General features: G+C 69.5%; 21 protein-coding genes and 4 pseudogenes. 15 read left to right on the top strand and 10 right to left on the bottom strand.

The genetic code is table 11. From position 1 onward, the window contains the following. Positions 1–66: 66 nt before the first annotated feature. Positions 67–477, bottom strand: a complete 411-nt coding sequence (locus LG634_RS21600; RefSeq protein WP_226735551.1) for an ankyrin repeat domain-containing protein — start codon at positions 475–477, stop codon at positions 67–69. A gap of 117 nt (positions 478–594) precedes the next feature. On the opposite strand from LG634_RS21600, the pseudogene LG634_RS21595 reads away from it, so the two are divergent. The 4 genes and pseudogenes from LG634_RS21595 to LG634_RS21575 all read left to right on the top strand — a co-directional run. Next, positions 595–960 (top strand): annotated as a pseudogene (locus LG634_RS21595) (phosphatase PAP2 family protein); the annotation flags it as partial. Positions 961–989: 29 nt separating this feature from the next. After that, positions 990–2,111 carry a ribosomal protein L7/L12 gene (locus tag LG634_RS38285; protein WP_308072622.1) on the top strand — a complete coding sequence of 374 codons (1,122 nt, stop codon included), beginning with the start codon at positions 990–992 and terminating at the stop codon, positions 2,109–2,111. Positions 2,112–2,187: 76 nt separating this feature from the next. Further along, positions 2,188–2,833: pseudogene (locus LG634_RS38500) on the top strand (IS5 family transposase); the annotation flags it as partial. A 380-nt stretch (positions 2,834–3,213) separates the two neighbouring features. Further along, complete coding sequence (locus LG634_RS21575; protein ID WP_226735550.1) at positions 3,214–3,807, top strand: hypothetical protein; 594 nt, start codon at positions 3,214–3,216, stop codon at positions 3,805–3,807. 146 nt (positions 3,808–3,953) lie between these two features. Here the strand turns inward: LG634_RS21575 and LG634_RS21570 are convergent, their stop codons facing one another. Continuing rightward, positions 3,954–4,628 (bottom strand): ERAP1-like C-terminal domain-containing protein, encoded by a 675-nt coding sequence (locus LG634_RS21570; RefSeq protein ID WP_226735606.1) that lies wholly within the window; start codon positions 4,626–4,628, stop codon positions 3,954–3,956. Between the two features lie 29 nt (positions 4,629–4,657). Between LG634_RS21570 and LG634_RS21565 the strand changes: the two genes are divergently transcribed. After that, positions 4,658–5,488 carry a WD40 repeat domain-containing protein gene (locus tag LG634_RS21565; protein ID WP_226735549.1) on the top strand — a complete coding sequence of 277 codons (831 nt, stop codon included), beginning with the start codon at positions 4,658–4,660 and terminating at the stop codon, positions 5,486–5,488. On the opposite strand, the gene LG634_RS21560 is transcribed toward LG634_RS21565, so the two are convergent. Beyond that, positions 5,448–6,053: a hypothetical protein gene (locus tag LG634_RS21560; RefSeq protein ID WP_226735610.1), complete on the bottom strand. Its 606-nt coding sequence runs from the start codon at positions 6,051–6,053 to the stop codon at positions 5,448–5,450. The genes LG634_RS21565 and LG634_RS21560 overlap by 41 nt on opposite strands. A 134-nt stretch (positions 6,054–6,187) precedes the next feature. Further along, a pseudogene (locus LG634_RS21555) lies at positions 6,188–6,470 on the bottom strand (hypothetical protein); the annotation flags it as partial. Positions 6,471–6,864: 394 nt separating this feature from the next. Here LG634_RS21555 and LG634_RS21550 point away from each other — a divergent pair. Then, positions 6,865–8,295 carry a serine/threonine-protein kinase gene (locus LG634_RS21550; protein ID WP_226735548.1) on the top strand — a complete coding sequence of 477 codons (1,431 nt, stop codon included), beginning with the start codon at positions 6,865–6,867 and terminating at the stop codon, positions 8,293–8,295. Between the two features lie 429 nt (positions 8,296–8,724). On the opposite strand, the gene LG634_RS21545 is transcribed toward LG634_RS21550, so the two are convergent. Together LG634_RS21545 and LG634_RS21540 are read right to left on the bottom strand one after the other, a co-directional pair. Further along, entirely contained in the window at positions 8,725–9,303 is a 579-nt protein-coding gene (locus tag LG634_RS21545; protein ID WP_226735547.1) for a TetR/AcrR family transcriptional regulator, read from the bottom strand. 81 nt (positions 9,304–9,384) lie between these two features. Further along, the gene (locus tag LG634_RS21540) at positions 9,385–10,275 is read right to left on the bottom strand and encodes an SDR family NAD(P)-dependent oxidoreductase (protein WP_226735546.1); all 891 of its coding nucleotides are present in this window, start codon (positions 10,273–10,275) and stop codon (positions 9,385–9,387) included. 604 nt (positions 10,276–10,879) lie between these two features. Here LG634_RS21540 and LG634_RS21535 point away from each other — a divergent pair. Next, positions 10,880–11,266 (top strand): hypothetical protein, encoded by a 387-nt coding sequence (locus LG634_RS21535; protein WP_226735545.1) that lies wholly within the window; start codon positions 10,880–10,882, stop codon positions 11,264–11,266. A 745-nt stretch (positions 11,267–12,011) separates the two neighbouring features. On the opposite strand, the gene LG634_RS21530 is transcribed toward LG634_RS21535, so the two are convergent. After that, positions 12,012–12,974: a ribosome-inactivating family protein gene (locus LG634_RS21530; protein WP_226735544.1), complete on the bottom strand. Its 963-nt coding sequence runs from the start codon at positions 12,972–12,974 to the stop codon at positions 12,012–12,014. Positions 12,975–13,703: 729 nt separating this feature from the next. Between LG634_RS21530 and LG634_RS21525 the strand changes: the two genes are divergently transcribed. Beyond that, on the top strand, positions 13,704–14,480 hold the full coding sequence (locus LG634_RS21525) for a hypothetical protein (protein ID WP_226735543.1): 777 nt from the start codon (positions 13,704–13,706) through the stop codon (positions 14,478–14,480). A gap of 1,023 nt (positions 14,481–15,503) precedes the next feature. Here the strand turns inward: LG634_RS21525 and LG634_RS21515 are convergent. Next, the gene (locus LG634_RS21515) at positions 15,504–15,944 is read right to left on the bottom strand and encodes a hypothetical protein (protein ID WP_226735542.1); all 441 of its coding nucleotides are present in this window, start codon (positions 15,942–15,944) and stop codon (positions 15,504–15,506) included. Between the two features lie 528 nt (positions 15,945–16,472). Between LG634_RS21515 and LG634_RS21510 the strand changes: the two genes are divergently transcribed. Then, positions 16,473–17,345: an IS630 family transposase gene (locus LG634_RS21510; protein WP_443729020.1), complete on the top strand. Its 873-nt coding sequence runs from the start codon at positions 16,473–16,475 to the stop codon at positions 17,343–17,345. 137 nt (positions 17,346–17,482) lie between these two features. Here the strand turns inward: LG634_RS21510 and LG634_RS21505 are convergent, their stop codons facing one another. Then, a complete protein-coding gene (locus LG634_RS21505) occupies positions 17,483–17,833 on the bottom strand; it encodes a DoxX family protein (protein WP_226735541.1) in 351 nt (116 codons plus the stop codon). Positions 17,834–17,929: 96 nt separating this feature from the next. On the opposite strand from LG634_RS21505, the gene LG634_RS21500 reads away from it, so the two are divergent. Both LG634_RS21500 and LG634_RS21495 read left to right on the top strand, forming a co-directional pair. Next, the gene (locus LG634_RS21500) at positions 17,930–18,361 is read left to right on the top strand and encodes a winged helix-turn-helix transcriptional regulator (RefSeq protein WP_226735540.1); all 432 of its coding nucleotides are present in this window, start codon (positions 17,930–17,932) and stop codon (positions 18,359–18,361) included. A gap of 3 nt (positions 18,362–18,364) precedes the next feature. Further along, on the top strand, positions 18,365–18,766 hold the full coding sequence (locus LG634_RS21495; RefSeq protein ID WP_226735605.1) for a DUF6228 family protein: 402 nt from the start codon (positions 18,365–18,367) through the stop codon (positions 18,764–18,766). A 133-nt stretch (positions 18,767–18,899) separates the two neighbouring features. On the opposite strand, the gene LG634_RS21490 is transcribed toward LG634_RS21495, so the two are convergent. Further along, positions 18,900–19,421, bottom strand: coding sequence for a hypothetical protein (locus LG634_RS21490; protein ID WP_226735539.1), 522 nt, complete (start codon positions 19,419–19,421; stop codon positions 18,900–18,902). A 270-nt stretch (positions 19,422–19,691) separates the two neighbouring features. On the opposite strand from LG634_RS21490, the gene LG634_RS38495 reads away from it, so the two are divergent. From LG634_RS38495 to LG634_RS21470, 4 genes and pseudogenes are all read left to right on the top strand, one after another. Next, on the top strand, positions 19,692–20,114 hold the full coding sequence (locus LG634_RS38495) for an nSTAND1 domain-containing NTPase (RefSeq protein ID WP_372482476.1): 423 nt from the start codon (positions 19,692–19,694) through the stop codon (positions 20,112–20,114). 255 nt (positions 20,115–20,369) lie between these two features. After that, positions 20,370–20,798 (top strand): hypothetical protein, encoded by a 429-nt coding sequence (locus tag LG634_RS21480; RefSeq protein ID WP_226735538.1) that lies wholly within the window; start codon positions 20,370–20,372, stop codon positions 20,796–20,798. 164 nt (positions 20,799–20,962) lie between these two features. Beyond that, a pseudogene (locus LG634_RS38560) lies at positions 20,963–21,517 on the top strand (transposase); the annotation flags it as partial. A gap of 996 nt (positions 21,518–22,513) precedes the next feature. Next, entirely contained in the window at positions 22,514–22,948 is a 435-nt protein-coding gene (locus LG634_RS21470) for a hypothetical protein (RefSeq protein ID WP_226735537.1), read from the top strand. Positions 22,949–23,070 lie beyond the last annotated feature (122 nt).

The following is a 23,070-nucleotide window of genomic DNA, read 5'->3' as shown; positions in this document are numbered from 1 at the left end:
ACGAAGCGAGGCACCAGTCAAGTGGAATTCGTACGAGCCCCGTCCGGTCACGGCAGTCGGCGGAGCCTAGAAGGAGGTCCCGTCACCGCCAGGAAGGTGGGCAGCCACGTCATAGTTGGCGATCCGTCCTGCCAGCGCCCGCGGACTCACACCATGAGCGTTAACCCGGTCGGGGTCGGCACCGGCTTCCAGCAGCAGCCGGATCGCCGCCCCCTCGCCCTGCGAAGAGAACACCGCCCGCCACAACGGCGTATTGCCGTGGCCATCCACGGCATCGACCGACGTACCCGCGGCCAAGAGAACCTCGATGACCGATGGCGCTTGGGCCTGAGCCGCAAAATGGAGCGGCGTCCAGCCGACGGCATCGGCTGCCTCATGGGCGGCGCCCCCGGCCAACAGCACTTTCAGGCTTTCAACGTCCCCGTCGACAGCCGCATAGTGCACTGCCGTCCGCCCCAACCGATCCCGATCTGTCATGCCGCCATCCTGACCCACGACCTTGACCAAAGAGACAGGGGCCCCGAGGATCCTCCCGTAGGGCGGTTCCCCGGGCGAGGTGGGCGCGTCGCCCACTGTGACATGGGTTCCGCTGACCTCGAACTCCTGGTGGCCGTCCTCGTGGTGTGGCTCCTGGGACGCCGCGCACGGCGCCTGGCGGCTTGGGCCGCGGTCACCGAAACGGCCGGTGTCGTCATCGGGTCCCTCATGAAGAACGCGGTGGAGCGAGGTCAGCATCCTCACGGGAGTCTTCCCGGAACGCGCGCCCCGGCCTGCCCGCCCCCGTCGCCCGGGCACCCGGCTCCTCCTTCCCCTCCGGGCCCGGTATGCCCGCCAGGGTCTCCTGCGCGGTCCTCCTCCTGGTCCTGCTTCCTCCGGTGCACCGTGCCCGGCGCCCGTGCCTGGGCCCTGGCGGCGCGGAGGGTGATCGGCGTCGGCTGCACCCGGGTCGCGCTGGGCGTGCGCTCTTCCAGAACTTCCAGCACTACGACATGACTGCTGCCGAGAACATCGGACTCGGTGACCTGCGGCTGCTGGAGGAACGCGACCGGATCGAGGCCGCGGCGGCAAAGGCGGGCATGCACGAGAAGCTCACCCAACTGCCCCAGGGGTACGACACGATGCTCTCGCGCACTTTCCACCACGACGCTCCGGCGGAGGAACACCGGCGAGGAACGCTGCTCTCGGGCGGCCAGCACCAACGCCTGGCCTTGGCCCGGGCCTTCATTCGCGAAGGACGCGACCTGATGATCCTCGACGAACCCTCCGCGGGACTGGACGCCGAGGCGGAGCATGAAATCCACCTCTCGATCCGCCGGCACCGAGCAGACCGCACCAGCTTGTTGATCTCACACCGGCTCAGCGCCGTGCGCGACGCGCACCGGATCGCCGTACTCGGCGACGGCCAGGTGAAGGAGGAGGGCAGCCACCGTCAACTGCTCGAGTCCGGGGGTGAGTACGCGCGCTTGTTCGCCCTCCAAGCCGACGGGTACACGGACGACGGACAGGGGCCGGGCGCCGTCGGCCCGGTGCGCTCGAGGCATGCAGAAGCTGTTTTCAAGCATTGGCGCGGGCCCGGCCATGGGAAGGGAGAGGGACGCCATCGCCGACTAGGCCGTACTCCACTCCGCCTAGCCGCCCTTCGCGTCTGGGTCCGGCGATGCCCGCCCCGGGTGTTCGGCTGGGGGAGTGGTTCACTTGCAGGACAGCGAGGCCGTCAGGGAGGGTGTGGGGAAGAGCCGGGGTTCCGAGTTCTGCTCACGGATGCAGGTGACCGGAAGTCGGAGGCCGTCCGTGCGATCCGAACAATCACCGGCCTCAGCCTGTGGAACAGCAAGCTCCTGCTGGACAGCGTGCCGGTAGCGGTCACACAACCCGACTGGCTCGACGCCGCCCAGGACGCGGCCGGTGTCCTTGAGGCGGCAGGTGCCCACACGACGCTGCTGTGCGACTGGTGCGACCGCCCCTTCACGCGAGAGGCCGGCCCGCTTGACCCCGCTCCCTGCAGCGGGCCATGGCCTCCCGAGGCCTGTCGAGCGAGTTGCCCACCGGCCACGGACGGGGTACGGCCGCTGCTGACGGAAGCAATGCCAGACCCGAGAGACTCGCTCTAGAGCACCAGCGTTCCATGCCGAGCCGGGCGCGGGATTCTGGGGTGGCGCACTCGGTTCAGCGCGGTACGCCGGAAGCATGGCGAAGCGACGTCCCTGTCCGAGTGATCTGTCCGATACCCGTTGGGAGTTGATCGGTCCGGTCCTGGCCGCTTGGCGTTTCGAGCGCCGGGGCAGGGCCCTGGATTTCGGCCGGCCGCCCGAGCACGGCCTGCGCGACATCATGGACGCGATCTTGTAGGTGGACGGACCGAGGTCCAGTGGCGCTACCTCCCACACGACTTCCCGCACGGGAACACCGTCTACGGCTACTTCGCCAAATGGGCGGACGAGGGCGCGTTCGCCCAGCTCAACGGCCTGCTCGGGCAGCTCCTGCGAGAGAAGGGGGGACGCGATACCGAGCCGTCGGCCTGTGTCATCGACGCTCAGAGCGTCAAGACCTCCACCAGCGTTCACGCCTCCGGCCAGGGCATCGATGCCGGCAAGAAGATCGTCGGCAGGAAGCGGAGCATCGTCACCGACACACTCGGCCTTCTCCTCACCGTGCTCGTGACCGCGGCCAGCGTGCAGGACTCGGTGGCCGGCACCTACTGCTCGATCAGGTCGCCGCCGACCACCCCGGCATCCGCAAGGTGTGGGTCCACGGCGGCTACCCCCAGCACCTCGTCGAACACGCCGCGACCCTCGGCATCGACATGGAGATCACTGCCCGCAAGCCCGGGACAAACGAGAACACCGTCTCCTGGCGCGACCCGAAGAAGCCCACCAGACGCCCCATCCTGGGATGAAACAACAGAGGAAAACGACCTCTCCATGTCCGTTTCCCAACAGGACGGAAGACCCGTTTTCACGGGGGCCAGGTTCGCATGCGGACAGGAACCCGACCCCCGTGACCGGCCCCGTGAGCAGGTGCACCTTGCCGTACGCCTCGTCCTGGCGGGCCGGGCGCGCCATCCGGCCGCCCCGGTGCTCGGCGCACGGCCGTTCCGTCGCTGCATCCCAGACCACCCCCGGGGAGGCATTCCGGTCAGGGCATAGGATCATCTCGACTGACCAGCCCGTGGGCCGACCTCCCGCGGGTCCTTTTATGCACGGGGGTATTTTCATGAAGTTTCTCCATCGGACCGCAGCCGTGGTGACGGCGGGGGCCGTCGCGCCGGTCCTGTTCCTCGCCGCCCCGGCGGTCGGACAGGGTCCCCAGTACGCGCAGGGTCCGCAGTACCTGCAGAACGCGCCGACCGCGCGGACGGCGGAGCCGGCTCCGGCCAAGGCCACGATCCGGCTCCAGATCAAGGGCTTGCCCGCCGAGATCGCCGCCGACGGCGCCTGGCACTCGTTCAAGCTCGTCCTCGACAACCGCAAAGGCCCCGTCGACCTCGGCAAGGTCAAGCGCTCCGCGCTGATCACGTTCTCGGAGCTCCGCACGGCCACCGGCTTCGACGTGCAGTACCGCGAGGGCAAGACCTGGAAGAAGTGGGACGCCCGCGCGCTGCGCGGCTGGGCCACCGGCCCGCTCGGATATCAGGACGTGGCCGCGGGCAGTGTGACCACCGTCCCCATGCGACTGCGCTTCAAGACCGGCGCCCTGCTCGGTAGCGCCACCCTGCTCGCGCACGCCGGCACCGACAAGGAGCAGAAGGCCTACTCCATCGGAACCGCCCACCGCTTCACCATCGTCCCGGCGGCCCCGCGCCCCTGACCGCCCATGCCCAGGGGGCGGGGCGGCCCGCGAAGGCTGGTTCCTCGGCCGCGCCACGGCCGCCCTGTCCCCCGTCCTGCAATGGCGTGCCCTGACCGCCGACCGGGAGCACGCGCTGGGCACCGTCCTCCCCACGGACGCGGAGTTCACCGACGCGGAGAACGCCGTCCGCCGGCTCGACACCGTCCTCGCCCGCACCACCCCGCAAGGCCCCGCAACCGAAACCGCCCCCTCCAGACCGGCAACCGCGACCAACACGCGTAAGCACGCACCCGGAGGCGTGAGCCGGCTCGTGCCCTTGCTCCCGGCAGGGGCGAGTCTGCGCCTCGCGTACGGGCGGTGGCGGCGTGCACGATCGGGGCGCGCCGGCCCGTCAGGGGAGGACGCGGCCGGGTGTCAGTCCCTCCCGTCGTTGCCCCCGCCGCGGCCGCCGCCGCGTCCGCGGCTCGGACCCGTAGGGTCTGTTCGGTGCGGGCCCGGCCTTCGGACAGCAGTCTGCGCAGTGCCGGCGGGGCGTCGTGGGCGGCGAGCCAGGCGTCCGTGGCGGCCATCGTCTCCCGGTCGGCTTGCAGGACGGGGTAGAGGCCGGTGACGATCTGCCGGGCCGTTTCCGCGCCCCGTGAGCGCCATACGCCGTCCAGGGCCGCGAAGTACCGCTCCGTGTAGGGCGCGAGCAGGTCGCGCTGGTCGGCCTGAGTGAAACCGGAGATGACGGCCTGCCGGGCGGCCGGCGACAGGGCGACGTCCTCGACGGCCGACGCCCAGGCCTGCGCCTTCGCCGCTGCGGTGGGCCGGGCGGCGTGCGCGTACGCGGCGTGCAGCCGGCCCCGGGCGCCGGGTGCACAGGCCCGTGACGATGGTGGCAGCGGCTGCGGGGCGTGACGGCAGGACCGTCTTCATGACGAGAAGCCGCGACGGCACCGCCATGGCCTTCCCCTCCGGTCGCCAGAACCTCCGTATCCCACACCCTTGGTGGGCGACGGCCATCGCGATGGCCAAAGACCGTGACGGGACGCTCCTCGGCCTCGTCGGCAGTGGCGAGGGAACAGTGACCGTGTGCGACCTGGAGACCCCTGCCTTCCGCCACTATCTCCCCGGGCAGGGCGGCGCCGATGTCGTCGCGGCTGCCGTGGCCCGCAACGGCGACCCGCTGGCACTCGCCGAAGCCGGAAAGGCGGTGAACGTCTGGGACCTGACCACCGGCACCCGCCGCCACGTCCTCGCTGGGCACACAGGAAACGTGACCGAGATTTCCGCCCTCTCAAGCCAGGACGGTGTTGCGTTCGCTCTCACCGCAGGCTTCGACCGCACCGCTGTCATATGGGACCTGGACACCGGCGAGGAGGTGTTGCGCTGGCACCTGCCAGACCAGCCGGCCTTCGTCACCGCCGCCGGCACCGCTTCCTGGTCGGCTACGGTCGAGAGGTGGCCCACTTCGGGCCGACGCCACGAGCTTCCTCCCACACCATCTCGGCGTCGCCGCGGCAGCCTTCCACGACCGGCACCAAGGCTGCATCAGAGAAGGGCGTGGCACTTCTGGAGGGAAGGGCTGACCCGGGAGAACCCTGATCGGGTTGTCAGGTGGGCCGCTCGACGAGGCGGGTTGCGTGGCTTCGTCCTGCCAGAGGCTCCGCTGATGGTCAGGGCCCCTTGTGGTGGCGAAGCTTCATGGAGCTCTTGACGGTGTCCATCAGCGAGCTGACCGGCTTCTCGGCGCCTTGTGCCTCCACGGCCAGGGGTCCGCTGGGGAGCATCACGACAAGCCGGAACGCACGGTGGGGGGCGATGGCGTCAGTTGGGAGCATGACAAAGCTGTCCAGGGACACGGCCGGTCTCCCTGCGACCCGCAACTGCGACGTGCGCCAGTCACTCTCGTACTCGCCGTAGTTGGCCATCGTGACTCCCTCGTAGTCGTCCATGGCCTCCTGGGGGCTGCCGACCTGCCGGCCTGCCGGGGGCACCGATACCCCCAGGCGGACCCGGGCGCCGCCACTGCCGGCTTCGAGCTCGCACAGCGAATCCCACCCAAAGCCGCCGTGACCTCGTGGGACCAGGACGTCCTTGACGGTCCACACCGTGCCCAGCTCGAAGGTGACCGGCAGCTCACATCCCCTCCCCGCGTCAACGGCACTTCCGGCACCCACGCGCTTCGGCCCCTCGTCGCCGCCGCTTGCCGTGCACGCCGCGAGCACTGCGAGCGCCGCCAACGAGGCCAGCCCCACGGACTTCCCCACCAACTCCACCACGGGCACGTCCCCTGTCCGGTCGGTCGAACGCCAGGCCGACGGACGTTCGGTCACCGAGCCATCATCGCCGATGGGTGGCGCCGGGCGCCGGGATGTTCCTCGACGTCGTCGAGACATCCAGGCCGGCAGGGCAACCGTGGACCGTTCTTCGAACGTGAGGTACCGGCCCGAGGACTCGGCCAACGAGATCGGAGCCATGCCGCCGGCGTGACGAAACCACCTCGCGCCCGCCGGCCACGACACTCCGACCGCCGTCGACTCCTCGGCCGTCGTGACCCCCGTGGCGATCAGTCGCCAGAACTGGCGCTGCACGACCCGAGACGGATCAGGCCACGCCGGCGAGCGCATCGCCGGCCGCAACGCAAGATCACCGGCCGGTCGGGCGGCGGGGTCGGGCCGGAAGTCGCGAGGCACCAGGTCGGGCCGGGTCACCGCGTGCGGGCCGGGAACGGTGGTGCGGTGCCGGGGAGGCCGTTGCGGCGGGCGTAGTGGGCGGTCCGGGAGAGCCCCTGATCTCCGATGTCCGTCAAAACGAAGCCAGCCCGCTCGGGTTGGTGTCCGCAGAGACGAACGGCCACCGGCTGATCTTCGTAGGGTCGACGCCTCGAAGGAGATCGGCAACGATGACTGCACCCGACGGTGTGCCCCTTGCACCCTCGCTGAGAACGACCTCGCCGCGTCGAGTCCCGATCTGCGCGCGATGCGGAAGCCGCCCTGAGCTGGGTGACATCGTCTTGGTCGTACCCGGCGGCGTGATTCTTGTGGATCTTCTAGGGTTGGCGAGACAACGTCACAGGGGGGACCGACGAGCATGGCCGATCATCCTGCATTCGCCGCCTTACAGCCCAACGACCCGACACAGCTGGGCCCGTACCGGGTGCTCGGCCGCATCGGCCACGGGGGCATGGGCACCGTCTTCGCGGCTCAGGGCGACGCCTCGCAGCTCGTAGCGGTCAAGGTCATCAACGCTCACCTCGCCGACGACGAGCGCTTCACCCGCCACTTCCGGCGCGAGGTGACCGCGGCGCGACAGGTCCGGCCGTTCTGCACCGCACCGGTCCTCGACGCCCAGCTCGACGAGCACCCCCTGTTCGTCGTCACCGAGTACATCGACGGGCCCACCCTGCATGAGCTGGTGTCAGGAGCGGGTCCGCTGCGCGGCGGTGCCCTGGAGCAGCTGGCGGTCGGCATGGCGGCGGCCCTGACCGCCATCCACGCAGCCCAGGTCGTCCACCGGGACCTGAAGCCGTCCAACGTGCTGCTGTCCCCGATGGGTCCCCGGGTGATCGACTTCGGCATCGCCCGCGCGCTGGACGGGATGAGCGCTTCCGTGCAGCCCACGCAGATCGCCGGCACCCCCGGCTACATGGCGCCGGAAGTGTTGCGGGGCGAGGCGGTCACGCCTGCCGCGGACGTGTTCGCCTGGGGCTGTGTCTTGGCCTACGCCGCTTCCGGGACCCCGCCGTTCCCGGGCGACGACGTCTTCGCCATCCACCACCGGGTGATGACCGAGCCCCCACGGCTCGGCGGGCTGGACGGGAGGCTCGGGCAGCTCGTCGAGCGGGCGCTGGACAAGGACCCTGGCCGTCGTGGCTCTGCGGCCGAGCTGCTGGCGCAGCTCGTCGGTGAGGAGGCAGCGGATGCGGGGCGGGCAACCGAAGTGCTGCAGCGTACGTGGCAGGCCCGGACGTGGGTGATGACCGGCTCCGGGCAGGCCGCCACCCCCTCCCGCCGGGGTCGGCACCGCCCCGCGGTGGCGGTGGTCGCAGCCGCCGCTGCGGTGTGCGCGGCGCTCGCCGGAGTCCTGCTGTGGCCCGAAGACGACGCACACCAAGGGCCGGACAAGGATCCGGCCAAGGTACGCAGCGGACCGGTAACCCTCCACAGCGCCTACAGTTTCGAGCTCGACACGGCCCCGCCCGCGGGTGCCGCGCGGTGGATCGACACCCGGGACGCCACCGACGACCTGCGCCTGCTCGGCCGAGACGGCGGTGCCCCCGACCTCATGCCGGGCAAACCCAAAGCCCTGGCCCGCTGGACCTCCGACAAGGAGCCCACCGAGCAGCAGTGCCTGGACACCCTTGACCGTCAGCCGCTCAGTCGCGCCGAGAAGGTCGACCGTGGCGACCGGATGTGCCTGCAGACCAGCGACGGCCGTACCGCGCACGTCCGCATCGTCAGCGTGCCGCTGGGCGAAGGAGGAACCCGGTTGGAGGCCACCGTATGGGAGCTGCCCAACTGAGCGGCCGCCCTGCATGTCCCGGTGCGCCTGCTCACCTCCGGGTCGGTGGCGCGGAGGCGCCGCGACCGCGCTCGCTGCTCGCCGGCCGCTCAGGACGTGCTGCGCGGCAAGCGCACGGTGACGGACAGGCCGCCTGCACCGTCCGGTCAAGCGGGGCGGAGACAGGTACGCCGACTGTGCGCGGGGCCGGCTTCCCGCCGGCCCGGCGCACCGCTCGACGCGTGCTCGGCCTGCATCGGCCTCGGCCCACACGCGCACGGCCGGCGGCGGCCGCCCGGCGAAGGCGTGGGGAATGCGCGGTCCGGACTGCCGAATCGACGTCCGTCCCGCTCAGGACGGGTGCTGCGAGACCGACAGCTACGAGTCCCGCGGCCCGCGGCCCCACCGCCCCGGCGGCAGGCGCAGGCGACGCCGGCGGGGGCCGGTCGCTTACACGCTCCGCGGCATCGTGCGCACGCCTTCGAGCACGGCGGCGAGGTAGCGGTGTGCGGTCTCGACCCGGTCGGCGGGGGTGCCTCCGTGGACGCTGACGGCGTGGGCGATGCCGCACATGAGCGGGACGAGGTCGGCGGCGGCGAGGTCGGAGCGGACCGCTTCGGCATCGCGGGCCCGGGCGAGGAGGGTGGCGCCGGCCGACGTCAGTGACTCCTTGAGTTCCGTGGTGCGCGGCAGGGCGTCCGTGGCCGCGGCGGCGACGGGGGGCAAGGCAGCGTCAGTGACCTGCGCCTCGACCGTGCGGAAGAGGAAGCCCGTCAGACCGCGCCAGGGGTCGGCATCGGTCAGTGCCTGCCGGCCGTGGGCGGCCAGGGCCTCCAGGCACGGCGCGGCGACGGTCTCCAGCAGCGCCTCGGGCGTGGCGAAGTGCCGGTAGACGGTGCCGACCCCGAGCCCTGCCCGCCGTGCGACGTCGTTGAGCTGCAGCGGTGTGCCCTCGTCGACCAGATCGCGGGCGACGGAGACGATCCGCTGCCAGTTGCGGGCCGCGTCCTTGCGTAGAGGCGTCGTCATGGAGGCATGTTAATCGGATGGTCCATCCGGATGGGTCCGCCTCCGTCGGCTACCCGCAGGGCAGTGCCGGGCGTACGGCGCTCAAGCGGGGGTGAGCGGCGCGTGCCGTTCGCTGAGCCGGCGTACGGCTTCGGCGACGCGGGGGTCGGCCGCCGCGCGGTGCGGGGGGACCGGGTGAGCCTGGGCGCCGATGACGATGCCGGTCCGGCCCGTCAGCGTCTCCTCGGTGGCGGCCGTGATGGATGGCCTGGCCGCCGCGGACGCCGGTCCCGAGGTCGAGCGTTCGAATGTGCGGCGCACCAGGGGCCACAGCAGCCGCAGGGCGGGCGAGACGATCTTCGGGTCGGTCATGGTGCCGTTGGTCATGTCGGTCGCGGCCCCTCCGGGATCGGCGGCGAAGACCGATACGCCGGTGCCGTCCAGCCGGTTGGCCAGGTCCAGGGTGTAGGCCAGGTTGGCGAGCTTGGCGCGACCGTACCAGTGGAAGCCGTAGTAGCCGCCCGGCGGTTCGACGGCGTCGAACACGCGCTTGGCCATGACGACCGCTCCCGACGTCACGTTCACGATCCTGCTGGGCGCACCGGCGGTGAGTGTGGGCAGCAGCAGTTCGGTCAGCAGGTAGGGCGAGAGGTGGTTGACGACGAACGACGCCTCTGCACCGCCTAGTGTCCGGCGCTCCGCAAACATCGCCCCGACGTTGTTGACCAGCACCGTCAGGGGTTCCCCCGAGGCGGCGTGGTCGTCCGCGATCGTCCGGGCGAGCGCACGTACCTGGTCGAGCGAGGCGAGGTCCGCGGACAGGAACCGGGCCGGGTGCAGCGGGCCCGTCGCGTTGATCCGCTCAACGGCCCTGGCTCCACGTTCGGCATTGCGCCCGACGACCGTGACCGCCAGACCGGCAGCGGCCAGCCCCAGCGCCGTCTCCAGGCCGATGCCCCCTGTTCCGGCCGTGACCACTGCTGTCTTCTTCATGTTCATGTGCTCCTCCACGGTGACACCCAAGCGGATAGATCATCCACTTAGTGCTCCGGACGCTAGCACATATCCGGATAGGTAATCCATTTTTTCGAGGGCCGCCGTGGTCTGGCTGCGGGCGACGGAGGCCGGCACGCCGCGGCGAGGGTCCGTGGAAAGCGGTTCTGTACGGTCATCCGCTCTGTCACATCCGGGGTGGTATCAGGATGGTGTGATCCGAGCAGGACGTGGCGGCGCAGCAGCGAGGCCTGCTCGTCGTGCATCGGGCGGGCCATCCGCGCGGTCCTGGTGTCGACGCCTCGGGTGGGTTCGTTGCTGCACGGAAGCGTGCGCCAGGGGGCCTTGGGCCCGGCTCGCCACCTGATCCACCTGCCATCGATCTCCGGTGAACTGCCTCCAGGCGCCTGGGATTTCGCCACGACACGGACCGCTGCGAATTCCGCAGCAGGCGATAAGCGAAAAGACACCCCGGGCTGTCAGGTGTGACGGCGTCGTACCGGGCACGCCGCCCACTGCCCGATCCGGCACCGACACGCCGGCCGGGCCCGCTCCCCGGCTCCGCACGTGCCTGGCCCGGGGCCGCTCGGTCGGGCAGGAACTCGTGCAGGTATACGGCCCGCTGCAGTCGGCCTGGTTCGCGGAGATCTCCACGGTCGACCGGACCCCCGACGTCCGCAAGGCCTTCGCCGGACTCGGCGACTGCCTCACCGCCCACCAGGTGGAGGCGCGTGATGAGAACGCCTTCCTCGACCTGGTCGACCAGCGACTCCAGGCCGCCGACGCCACAGCCACCCGCAGCCTCGGGAGCGTCTACGCGGCCTGCATGAAACCGGTGGAGGCCGCCCGGCAGCCATTGCGTGCCCAGGCTGCCCTCCGGTTCAGGGCTTCTCATGCCGCCGAAATCGCGAAGATTTGTGCCCAACTCCCGCTAAAAATAGCAAAGTTAGAGAAGCGCTACCGGATCCGGATCTCGTTCCCCAAAGTCTGACCACCCCTTCCGCTCCACTGCTCTTCCGCCCTCGTCCACTCCGCCGCCACCGTGCCGCGGCTGCCGGCCGCTGTCCACGATCTCGGCGCCGGCTGCGCCGTCTCGTCCACCGAGGCCACACAGTGGCGCTCCCGTTTCCGCGGGGATGCCGCCGCCCGGCCCCTCCTCAGGGCTCGCGCCCGGCCCGATCGAGGCGCGCAACCAGCCTGCGAAGGCCGAGGACTTGCTGCGCGCGATCGATTCCCCGACGAACTTGATCGCCATTCGTTTCAGGAGGATGAAGGCTTGTATGCCGGGCCGTATGGAAGTGAGTGAAAACGCAGCCCCAGCCGCGTACGTCGCAGGCCCGTTCCTCTGCTCCCCACGCTTGCGAGGATGCCGTCGGGCTCGTACAGGGGTCGGGCACGGCCTGCGCGTCGTTGCCGTTGAACGACGCGGCGATGAGGCCGGAGATGCCCCGGGTGTGGTGCCGGGCATCGCGGGAGTACCCCGAGCCGGGTGTGAGGACCGCCTGGGGTGCCGGGTGAACAGGTGGCCGAAGTCCTCGGTCAATGCCGGGGGTCGGCGGGCAGGAGGAGGGTGCAGTCGAGGGCGCGATCTGCCGGATGCCTGACGGCGGGCCGGGGGCGGTGGCCCGTACTCGGGCGCAAGGGGAGCGGCGGGCCCGCCCCCTCAGGTGGGAGGGGGCGGGCCGGTAGCGCACTCGCAGGGCGGGTGGCGCGGGGTCGGGGGACCGGAGGTTTCGTCAGAACTGGGAGCCGAGCGCGACCGCCAGGCCGAGGGCCGGCACGCGGCGGCCGTTCCCGAGCTCGACGTCGGTGCTGTTGCGGTACACCCGGCCGTCGATCGTGACGTGTGTGGCGGGCCGGTTGTGGAGGTTGGCCGCCAGCATCGCGGAGAGCCTCCTCCACTCGTTTTCGAGGTCCCTGCCGAAGGGACCGAGGGTGGTCTGCGGGCCGGTCTCGTCGTTGTCGTGGCCGTAGCGGATCGTGTTGCCGATGCGGTTCTGGATCCACCGGAAGCGGGCCGCCTCGGCAACCGCCGCGACCACCGCGGTGAGTGCCCGGCCGGCCGCCAAGGCCGGCGGGGTGTTCTGTCCCGGAACCTGCGCGGGCATGTTGACCAGGTGGTTGATGTCGCGGCGAAGCCCCAGGAAGGAGTCGTTCGCCCGCCACGCCGGATCGGAGAAGCTGTTGTAGTTCTCCCCGAACGGCAGCGAATGGAAGTCGTTCTGACCCAGGCGGTGGTTGGGGAACACGGCGTTGTAGGCGGCGCGCACCGGAGCCGAGTCCAGGTCGCGGAACATGTACCTGCCCCGGGGTGTGAAGTAGCCCACCACGTACAGGTTGCTCGCCTCGAGGATCAGTGAGAGCCGGTGGCTGTTGGCCTCCGTGTGGTCGATCAGCGCGACCTCGACGTAGTAACCCGTCTGCCGGATGGTGGCGCTGTGCGGGAAGTTGGGCATGATCGCATGGCTGACGGTACGGCGCAGGCGTTCCAGCATGGAGTCGTAGGCGTTGCCGGCCGACCAGCTGCTGGTGCCCGGCACGAGATGGGTGATGTCCCAGTCGATGCGGGTCCAGCGCCTTTCCGGGTCGGCGTGGGCCTTCGGGGCCGGCCCTTGCGTCAGGCCGACGGTGGCCAGGAGTGCCAAGGTGAAGATCAGGACGCGGCTCATGAGCCGGCGGGAGGGCAGAGAAAGCCTCATGCGGAAGGTACTCCTGGGGAAACGAGCGGTGAACTGTGCGCCGGGCCGGGGCAGGCCCTCCGCCCGGTGCCCCTTCAGTCAAACGGAGTGGAACGGGGCGGCCCAGGCAGTTTCACCGGCAGAAGTATGTCTTGTCATAGTTCTGCCGGTTGCGTCCTGGGAAGTGATGCCGTTCGACTTGTTCCGGGGGTTTGCTCCGGCATCATGGCGACGCCCGCATAGACGAACGGCGACCGGCTGATCTTCGAGACGTCGAGTCACGAAGGGAATCAGCACGATGACCGCACCGGACAGTGCACCTCTGCAAGCCTCGCGGAGAACGACCTCGCCCCGGCGAGCCCCGATCTGCTGCACGCGATGATCAAAACGTGCGCCGACGCTCTCATGTCCGCCGAGGCCGACGCGCTCTGCCGCTCATCGACGACAAGCGCCGCCGAACGAAGTCGGCGATCGCCTGAACGCCGACAGCGGCGCCGCAGAGTCCGGGACCGCGGATCCAGAGCGGGCCTCTACGGACGACGTGTGGGGGAGCGCGGAACAGCGTACGAACGTCTGAGGCAGTGCAGGGCAGGTCGGGGAACGCGCCCCGGCAGGGTGGCTGCGACGGCAGAATGGCGGCCTTGCGCCGTCCGTGTCAGCCCCGTCCTGCCTGGCTTGCGCGCGGGCTTGTCCTCAGGTCCCGGCACGAGCCCGTTCCGCTGCGCGGCGGCCTTCACGAGGGGATGCGACATGGACTACTGCACGTGCGGAGCACAGGGTGTGGGACGTTGCGTGGTTGGTGGGGAGGCCTTTTGCCGCCGGGAGTGTCGGACGTACCCCCACACGGTCCGGGACCTGCTGGCAGAGGCGGGCGAGCAGCCACAGGCCAAGTGGCACGGGCTGCTGTGTCCCTCGTGCTACCAGGACGCCATCGAGGTGGCTCTGCCGACCGTCGCACGCCATCTGCTCCGTACCGAGGCAGGATCGATCGAACGCGTTGTCCACCGGCTCGCATCCCGCCGGGGCTGGACCGACTTGGAGAACTACAACCAGACCCTCGGCCCGGACATCATCTCGGCCGTGGCCGGCCAGCGCCCCGCATGGCTGTTCAACAGTCTCCCGAGAACGCTGGCGGCGTTGTACGCCACGATGGCCCGGTCCCGCTCGCTGGCCCCCCGGCTTCGGGTACAGAACGAGGAGGTGAGCCACACCCCGACCCTCTTCTACAGGTACAAGACGACCACAACGGTGACGCAGCTGGATGAGCTCCGGGCATGGCCGTTCGGCTACAGCACCGACAGCGGCTCCTCAAGACGAATCTACGTCGGGGCAGAAGGAATCCTGCTGGACGGTGATGGCTTCGGGGGGCCCATCAGGGACGGCACGATGACCATGCGAGGCGCGCCGGGCGCGGTGCGGAGGCGACTGAACGAGATGAACCGGAAACTCGCCGAGCCTGCGCACGAGGGCTACTTCGACGGCGACGCAGTGGACGTTCTCGCCCATGCGGTCTCCCGGCTGCTGTAGAGAGCACGCGGCGAGATCGGTCCGACCGTCGCCGATCAGGCCCCCGATGCCCGGCCAAGGCATCACAGGACGAGCCCCGTGAGTGGGCAGGTCACGTGATGATGCGGTCCAGTCGGCGCGGGTCCGTGCGCACGATCGGCTTGCCGGTCACGTCCACCCGGGCGTCCGCCCCGGCCCGCCGCACTGAGTCCGTGACCGGTTCGCCGAGCGGCACCGGATACGCCTCGAGCTTCTCCGCGCCCGTGTCCGCCCGTGAGACTGCCAGGAGTGTGCCACGTCGGCCGTGAAGCGCTGCTCGTTGTGCAGCCGCTCCTGGAGGGCGTCTGCCAACTGGTCGACGGCGGAGAACTCTCCGATCTCGTCTTTCCCGGCCCGCCCGCCGGTGCGTGCGTCCAGCCCGCCGTGCCGGATGCGCCGTGCGGTCCCTATCGTCCGGTCCGGTGCGCGAGCACGCCCAATGCTCAGCGCCATTGCGATCGTGGCGAGCGCGACGCACGCCACGATCTTCCAGCGCAGCGAGCGGGTCGGCCGGACGCGACGCCGCGGGCCGTGTGCGAGAGCTCGGGGTCCCCGCCCGCTCCCACGTCAGCGCCGGAAGCGGGAGCCGTGACCGCGCACGGTCTCGACGTAATCCGCATGCCGCACACCCATCGCCCCCCTCGCCAGTGCCCGCCGGCACGGGAACCCGTGCACTGCCCACAGACTGGAAGGGCACCACATCACCACGATCAGAAGCCCACCTTCGCGGACTCTATCGGGGAGTCAGGGCAGGCGAGCATCAGGCGGGCGTACCGCGTGGGTTGGAGCCGAACGTCGGCCGGTACCGCGCAGGTTTACCCGGAAGTCCCACCTGCCGCTGTACGCCGGCGGCTCGGGCCTCTGCGACTCTCGGGTGTGCGGAACCCGCTGCGAGACGATGCTGTGCGTGGTCGTTGCCGAATGTTTGCAGTGGCGCAGAGACCCTAGTGGGCGGATGCTCTGAAAACAGCATCCGCCCACCCGGCGCTATGCAGTAAATCTCGATCAGAGATCCCGGGCGATGAAATGTACGCTCGCGCATTCGCCGTAGTCGACGATCTTACGCACGGGGTCCTTTACCACCAGCTGGCACTCCTGCAGGTAGATGCTCTTCATGTTCCCGGCGAAATTGAACGCGAAGTGCTTGTCCTTGCCGTGTCCGAGCTGGTTCCACACCTTCTCCGGACGGGTTCCGCCGTCGTTGTAAAGCGCTACAAGGCGGAGGGCGGCGCCCTTGCCGTCGCTCAGGGTGTCCCTGACGTTGCCGTCGATGTACCAGCGTCCGTCACCCCCCTTCCAGAACTCACCGCGTGCCCATGTGCCTGCGATATCAGCGTCTGTATGGGTGAGATCCCAGCCGGGCAGCGCGTGGGCGGGCGCCGATGCGAGAGCGAGGATGGCGGGGGCGCACACGGCTACGAGAGCAGCCTTGAGCTTGATTTTCACTTCTCTCCCTTGAAATGGGTGTCGCACCTGGTGTCACCGGATGCGAGGGAGACAGTAATCGCGCGTATCCCCAGCGGCTAGATCATTCTGCGAGGGTGACCAGAATGCTGCGCTCAGAGAACGTGGGCATTCCGTCGGCTGACCCAAAAAGGCCGGGTCACTGCCCTCTCGGTCGCAGTTGTGTGGGTGATCCTTCACATGTGGAGCGGCCAATATCGGCTCACGGAATACTGTATTCCCTTCGACGTCCATCGGATTCTCTACGATTGCAATCACAAAGCGTGCTGTGTCGGGTCATATTGATCCGAAACGGTTTGGGTTCTGGGTCGTTGAGCTGGGTGTGAGCGATCTGGTGGGGGACGCGCGGCATCTGTCGCCGTCGGCGCAGGAGGCCCTGCGACTGCGGGCGGTGGCCGCGTTGGTGGCGGGGCGGGTCCGTGAGGACGTGGCGGCGGTGTTCGGGGTGTCGCGAAGGCCGTCGACGGGTGGTGGGCGAAGTGGCTGGCCGGTGGCCGGGAGGCGCTGGTCATGCAGCCGCGGGGCAAGCCGATCGGGGTGCACCAGGTGCTCGGGGAGACCGAGCAGGCCGCCGTGCGGCAGGCGATCCTAGATCACCGGCCTTGTGACGTGGGCCTGAGCGGACAGCTGTGGACGCGGCGACTGGTGGGCGAGCTGATCGTGAAGCTGTACCGGGTGCGGCTGACCGAACCGGGAGTGGGCAAGTACCTGAAGCGGTGGGGTCTGTCCTTCCAGCGGCCGGACAAGCGTGCCGTCGAGCAGGACCCGCGGGCCGTGCATCGCTGGCACGAGGAGACCTGGCCAGCGATCCGGGCGAAGGCGAGGAAGGACGGAGGTGAGGTTTTCTTCGCCGACCAGGTCGGCATCCGCTCCGACCAGGTCACCGGCCGCACCTGGGGCGAGAAGGGCAGGACGCCCGTGGTGCGCAGGAGCGGAAACCGGTTCTCGGCCAACGCGATGTCGGCGATCAGCACCAGGGGCCGGATGCACTTCATGGTCTTCACCGGGCACTTCACCGCCGAGCTGATGTGCCGCTTCCTTCAGCGGCTCGCTGGCCACTTCGGCCATAAGGTCCACCTCGTGGTCGACGGGCACCCCGCTCACCGCTCCAGGAAGGTCCGCAACTGGCTCTCCGCCCACCCCGACGACATCGAGCTGCACTTCCTGCCCCCGTATTCGCCCGAACTCAACCCCGACGAGCTGATCAACGCCGACCTCAAGCACAGCCTGCCCAAGCAGCACCGCGCCCGGAACCAGGCCGAACTCGCCGCCGAGACCCGCCGCTTCTTCCGCAAACGTCAGCGTCAGCCACACATCATCCGCGGCTACTTCGGCGGCCCCCACGTCCGCTACGTCCTGGACGGGGACCCCATGAGTTTCTGATCAGTACGCTGTGGCCCACGGCCACCGGCTGATCTTCGTTTGTCGACACAACTCACGATGATCAACGGTGGCCGTCCTCATCGGAGACCGACCTCACCCAGCACGATCAAGGCCAGCGTCATACCGGCTGTCCGCTGTCAGGGGGTGGCAGCACGCAGCATGATCAGGGCGACGGAGGCCATAGTGAGGACCACCGCCGGAGACGCGCCCTTGCGGTCGCCGACGCGCAGGTGGAAGGCGACCGCGCCGGCGAAATAGAGCGTCAGGCCGATCGCGGAGGCGATTCCGATGGGTCCCCACCAGAGCCCGGCGATCACACCGGCCGCGCCCGCGATCTGAGCGCCGATCAGGAAAGCCATCATGCTCTGCGGCACTCCGAGGGTGGACATCTGCTCGGTGATGTGCCGCGTCCGCAGCGACTTGGCCCCGGCCGATACCAGGAGAAGCGCCGACATGAACACGGTGACGACGGCAAGGGAGACGAACATGGCTGAAACCTCAATCGTGCGAGATGCGAGTAAGGGGGCGTGCGCACCTCGACGACGATAGGCGGCTGTCAGGTACCTCCAGGTAACCTTCGGGGCATGAGCCTGCGACCCGGAGTTGCCTTCCTCGCCGACTGTCCTGCTCTCCTGGCCATGGAGATCATCGCCAGTAAGTGGTCCATGGTCACGCTCTTCGCGCTGACTGACGGCCCGTTGCGCCACGGCGAGCTGGTCGAGCTGAGCGGTGGCATTTCGCGCAAGGTACTGACCCAGACGTTGCGCCGGCTCCAAGCCAACGGGTTCGTCGAGCGGCGCGCGTACGCCGAGGCGCCGCCGCGCGTGGAGTACGGCCTGACCGATCTCGGGCGAACCCTGGAGGAGCCCATCAGGATGCTCACCGCATGGGCGCGGGAGAACGGCGAGGCGGTCGTCACCTTCCGGGAAGCAGCCGAGGCGGCCAGGACCATCGAGGCGGATCAGGCGACCCCGGTGAAGACCCCTCATGTCAATGAGAACCCGAGCCGTTTCTGATCAATAGAAGGGAGGACATCCCGCAGGGCATCGACGCTCGACTTCCTCGTGACGGCGCAGGGGCAATGGGTGCGCGTCGAGACCCTGGTGCGGACCTGGGAGGGCGACGGCCTCGACGCCTTCCTCTCCGCGCTGGCCGAGGACTTCCGCGGCTGGGAAGGGGAGCGCACCTGGCGCTCCCTCGAACGCGATCTGACTCTGTCGGCGGAGCACCGCCCCGGCGGCTACGTCCACCTGACGTGGGGTATCCGCGACCGGCCCCCGTCCGAGGAGTGGCATTTCACGACCACCACCGTGCACGCGGCCGGCGAGGAGATGCGCCACCTCGCCGCCGAAATCCACACGTTCCTCACCAGCGAGGTCCGCCAGCCGCAGCGCCTTCCGGGCCGGGACACCACCCCGTGAGGCGAAGCTCTGGCCTCGGCCTTCGCGCACGGCGCCGGGTGCCCCGGCTCGTCCACGCCGCCCGCACCGTGCCGATCCGGTGGCCGGCGGCCGGGGCCCGGTCGCAGGCCTGCCAGGACGAGGCCGCAGGGCGCTACTGGATGACGAGGTAGAGCTGCTCGATGGGCAGTGCCCGGCCTTCGGTTCCGACGACGACGTGGCTCATGTCGCCGCCCGGGTGCGAACCGGCGACGTCCCCGATGTTGCGGACGTGGGCGCGGCCGCCGGCCCGGCGGTCGGCTGGGGCGTAGAACTCGACGGCTTCGATGGCCGTGTTCATGCCCGTGGTGCCGATCATGATGTCGCGGCCGTGCTCGGCGCACTGAAGGCTGTTGTCCCAGCCGTAGTTGCTGCGGTGGGCGCGGAAGCATCCCGTCCAGTACCCGTTGATGTGGATGCGCAGGACTTCGAGGTTGAGGGCCTTGCCCTTGGTGCCCGCCCATTGCCCGTCGCACTGCCAGTTCAGCCAGCCGAGGTTCTGGACGTGAGCCTGGTAGCAGAGGTTCCCGTAGGTGGTGGGCGGGCCGGCGGCTCCTGCCGGTGACGCGGTGGCGGCGAGGACTCCGAGGGCGAGGGCGGCACCGGTGAGGGCAGAGCGTATGCGCTTCGCGGGCATGGACATCTCCTTGTGGCGTGAGGGACGGCGAGGACGCCTTGCGGCAGAACGTACGTGCCGCAGATGCGCGTCCCGGCCGTCCCACGGCGTCCCACCGTCCCCGGGGGTGTTCCGGGAAACCCAACGCTCTTCCAGAGACGAAACCGCCGCCAAGTCCGCAACGGACCCGGAGTGTACGCCGAGGGTCGATCCGGTTGACGCGGTCCTGCGCGCCGACGACCCGCTGGCCCGCCGCGACCGGCTGCAGCCGGCCCAGCTGCGCGACCGCCGCTGGTTTCAGTTCCCGCCGGGTGCGAGGACGCGGAGCCCGCGCCATACCGGGGGCTGTCCCGCTTCGAGCCGGGTGATCGGGAGCTCTTCTTCGGCCGTGACCGGCTCGTGAACGACTTGGTGTCGCTCACTGGGCGTCACCGGGTGGTGCACCGAGCGCAGCACGCGCGACCGGCCGCAGCCCAACTTCGGCTGGACTTCAGGACGTTCGGCCTCCGCCCGGCTCGGGTGGGGACTGACTCCGGGCTGCCCGTGGCGCTCCCCGGCCGGGGAGCGGCCGTCGATGCAGCCGGCGGCAGGCGGCGCGGGGAAGCCTGCCGCTACTTGGGCGTGTTGAGCCGCCGGGCATCAGGGCGGCGGGCCGCTATGGGCCCGGTCGGGTCGCGGTGTCCGGGGGAGCCGAACCGCGAAGCCGTGACGTGATGTGGCAGGGACCTGGCGGCCGCCTCCCGACCGGGAAACGAAGTGGGTCCGGCCCCCTCGTCGGCAACAGGGGGTCTGACCACCCGCGGGTCTGCCGTCTCCCCCGCGTGGCCGTCCTCACCCACGTGAAGATCCCGTGGGGAGAAGGCGGTGCCGACCGCTACTGATGCAGTGACGTTTCAGCAGGTGAACCTGACCCTCTGATCGGCCGACAGGCGTTCTCCAGGTCAGGCGCGGTCTGGTAGAACCGGCCCGGTGATGCTCCCTTTGGCCCGTGCTGCGGCCGCCCTCGCCCTTGCCATCCCGCCCGCCCTCGTGCCGGTGGTGGCCGACGCTGCTCCCGTCGTGGTGACCGCCGCCCACCTCGCGGGGCGGACCGTGCTGACCAACATCGACAGCGGCCGGGCCATGGCGGTGCAGGTCGGTGACGACGTCGAGATCCGGCTGAGCGCGTACCGCCAGGACGGCCTGACCTACACCTGGGAGATCCCACGGTCGAGTGCGTCGGACGTCCTGCACGCCACCGCCGGCCGCACCACGCCCAACGGTGACGCGACAGCGGTTCTCACGGCGGAGAGCGAGGGCACGGCCACCGTCTCCGCGGTGCGCAGTTGTCGTCCCGACCCGAGCGTTTCTTGTCCCCTTCTGATCGCCCCATGGAAGGTGACCGTCGAGGTCAGGTGACCAGACGGTTCCGGCGGAAGGCTGCTCCACGCCGGGCTGACTAGGCTGCGGACTGTCGGTGCCTGTGCGGCTATCGTTCTCCCGGCCCCGGCCCCGGCCCCGGCCCCGGCCCCGGCCCCGGCCCCGGCCCCGGCCCCGGCCCCGGCCCCGGCCCCGGCCGGGCCTGGATCGTCTTCGAGGACGAAGCCGGGCAGTCGATGACTCCGCCGCGCGCCAGGACCTGGGGCCGGATCGGCCAGACCCCCGTCGTGAGGGTGAGGGGCCGGGGCTCGGGACGCGTGTCGATGGGGGGTATGGCCTGCTACAAGCCGGGCCAGCGGTCCCGGCTGATCTACGCGATCCGCGAGTACCGGGGCCGCAAGGACGAGCCGAAGGGCTTCGGCTGGCGCGACTTCCGCGACCTGATCGTCCGCGCTCGCATCCAGCTCGGCGGACCGATCGTGCTGGTCTGGGACAACGTCCGCCTGCAGCTGACGGCCAGCATGCGCGAGTTCATCGATGCGAACGCCGAGTGATTCACTGTGTTCCAGTTGCCCGCCTATGCCCCGGACTTGAACCCGACCGAGGGCGTCTGGTCGCTGGTCAAGCGTGACATCTGCAACCTTGCTGCGGCCGACCTCGGCCAGATCACCCGCGCCGTGAAGCGCAAACTGAAGATGCTGCAGTACAGGCCGGAGGTCGTCGACGGCTGTCTCGCCAGCACCGACCTGGCCCTGTGAGCGTCGGGTCGACGGACCCGAAATTGGTCGAAGCCCAAAGCTGCTGGTCAGCTACGGTGGCGGCATGACTGAAAGTCTGCCCGAGGACATAGCCTACGTGCTTGACCTCGTCCTGAACCCGGACGAGCCCATTCACGTTGCCCTCCGACGGTAGGTGCCCCAACTCAGGGTGCAATCCCGCTGCAAGTGCGGGTGCGGCACTGCCTACTTCGGCCTTGACACCGACGCGGTGGAGCCCGCGCCAACCGGCCCCGGCACCGTCGTGGCTGCCGACGTACAGCTGTTCACCGAAACCGGCGAGTGCCCTGGCGAGGTCCTGGTCTTCGCGCAAGGCGGCTACCTCTCATGGCTGGAGGTCTGCTCTTGGAGGGATGACGTCGAGGTGAACCTCTCCGCGGCGCGGCGCTGGCTACAGCCATCGTCCTGAACCCGAGCCGGTAACACCCAGCGTCTCGGACGTTGATGCCCAACCACGAGTCGACCGACATCACGAGTTCAAGTTCAGTGGCTTCGTCCGGACGCAGTCGGCAACGAAGCACTCAGTCACAGCACGCGGCCACGCCGGCAGGTTGGAAATGGCTCACTGACGCTGGCCATTCAATTCCCGGCCGACAGCAATTGCCTGAGTACCTGAACACCCGTGCAGGCCAAGCAGGTTATCCCACGCATCCGCCACCCTGAAAACAGCGAGCCGCACCAGAATGGGAATTGCAGCGCGGAAGCCTTCCCGGAAACCGCGAACTGCACCGCACCGACCCTCGGTCATTCGGTGCAAAACGGTCAATTGCGGGATTGTCGCATTCTATGTGCGTCTCGGCGCTGGAGGCGCGTGTCGGCCACGTGCGGTAAGGGCCGTCACCAGGGAATCCCGTGATCATCATGCTGTAATGTCGACACGCCTGCCGGCGGCGCGATCGTACCGGTGTCGAAATTTCGACGCCTTCGACCCAGAATCACCAGCAACAGTTTCGGACGGAATTGATGAAGATATCCAAGATGGTTTCCAGGCGCATCGTCGCGCGCGGCCTCACCGCGCTCGCGGCCGCCTTCAGCGCCGCCGTCCTGGCCGCCACCCCGGCGTTCGCCAGCTGGGCGCCGCTCACGCGGACGCTCTGGCTCGCCAGCTACCCCAGCATGCCCGGCGCCGCCCACATGACCCGCGACATCTACCTGGCCGCGGGCAACTACACCTGGACCGTGTCGACCGACAACGGCACGACGAGAATCGGCTGGGCGGAAGCCCAGCGCGAGCTCTACCTCGCCGCCGGCAACTACCGCTGGACGTGCACCGTCTTCTCGAACACCAGTGGGCTCTACAAGAACACCTGCAGCCTCGACGCAGGGGGCGGGGCTGCATACCTGGAGTCCCGCCTGTACGAGGTCGTCAAGAGCGGAGACCACACTCTCGCCAGCTTCCTCAACAAGCACTGACTATTCGACAAAATGTGCTTGCAATAGGTTGGTTACGCGACCATACGCACAGGTCCCTGGTGAGCAGTTCCCATCGACTGCTCACCGGGGAACCTGTTCGCTCCAACCCACCCGTCGGTTCC

Source organism: Streptomyces bambusae, assembly GCF_020532645.1.
GTDB classification, from domain to species: domain Bacteria; phylum Actinomycetota; class Actinomycetes; order Streptomycetales; family Streptomycetaceae; genus Streptomyces; species Streptomyces bambusae.
Note: the sequence above shows the minus strand (reverse complement) of the source record. Positions and strands in the feature narration are given on the sequence as shown.

Excerpts from the sequence above, each read along its gene's own strand:
- LG634_RS21600 (WP_226735551.1), bottom strand. The coding sequence starts at position 477 with ATGACAGATCGGGATCGGTTGGGGCGGACGGCAGTGCACTATGCGGCT.
- LG634_RS38285 (WP_308072622.1), top strand. The coding sequence starts at position 990 with ATGACTGCTGCCGAGAACATCGGACTCGGTGACCTGCGGCTGCTGGAG.
- LG634_RS21575 (WP_226735550.1), top strand. The coding sequence starts at position 3,214 with ATGAAGTTTCTCCATCGGACCGCAGCCGTGGTGACGGCGGGGGCCGTC.
- LG634_RS21550 (WP_226735548.1), top strand. The coding sequence starts at position 6,865 with ATGGCCGATCATCCTGCATTCGCCGCCTTACAGCCCAACGACCCGACA.
- LG634_RS21545 (WP_226735547.1), bottom strand. The coding sequence starts at position 9,303 with ATGACGACGCCTCTACGCAAGGACGCGGCCCGCAACTGGCAGCGGATC.
- LG634_RS21540 (WP_226735546.1), bottom strand. The coding sequence starts at position 10,275 with ATGAAGAAGACAGCAGTGGTCACGGCCGGAACAGGGGGCATCGGCCTG.
- LG634_RS21530 (WP_226735544.1), bottom strand. The coding sequence starts at position 12,974 with ATGAGGCTTTCTCTGCCCTCCCGCCGGCTCATGAGCCGCGTCCTGATC.
- LG634_RS21525 (WP_226735543.1), top strand. The coding sequence starts at position 13,704 with ATGGACTACTGCACGTGCGGAGCACAGGGTGTGGGACGTTGCGTGGTT.
- LG634_RS21510 (WP_443729020.1), top strand. The coding sequence starts at position 16,473 with ATGCAGCCGCGGGGCAAGCCGATCGGGGTGCACCAGGTGCTCGGGGAG.
- LG634_RS21505 (WP_226735541.1), bottom strand. The coding sequence starts at position 17,833 with ATGTTCGTCTCCCTTGCCGTCGTCACCGTGTTCATGTCGGCGCTTCTC.
- LG634_RS21500 (WP_226735540.1), top strand. The coding sequence starts at position 17,930 with ATGAGCCTGCGACCCGGAGTTGCCTTCCTCGCCGACTGTCCTGCTCTC.
- LG634_RS21490 (WP_226735539.1), bottom strand. The coding sequence starts at position 19,421 with ATGCCCGCGAAGCGCATACGCTCTGCCCTCACCGGTGCCGCCCTCGCC.
- LG634_RS21470 (WP_226735537.1), top strand. The coding sequence starts at position 22,514 with ATGGTTTCCAGGCGCATCGTCGCGCGCGGCCTCACCGCGCTCGCGGCC.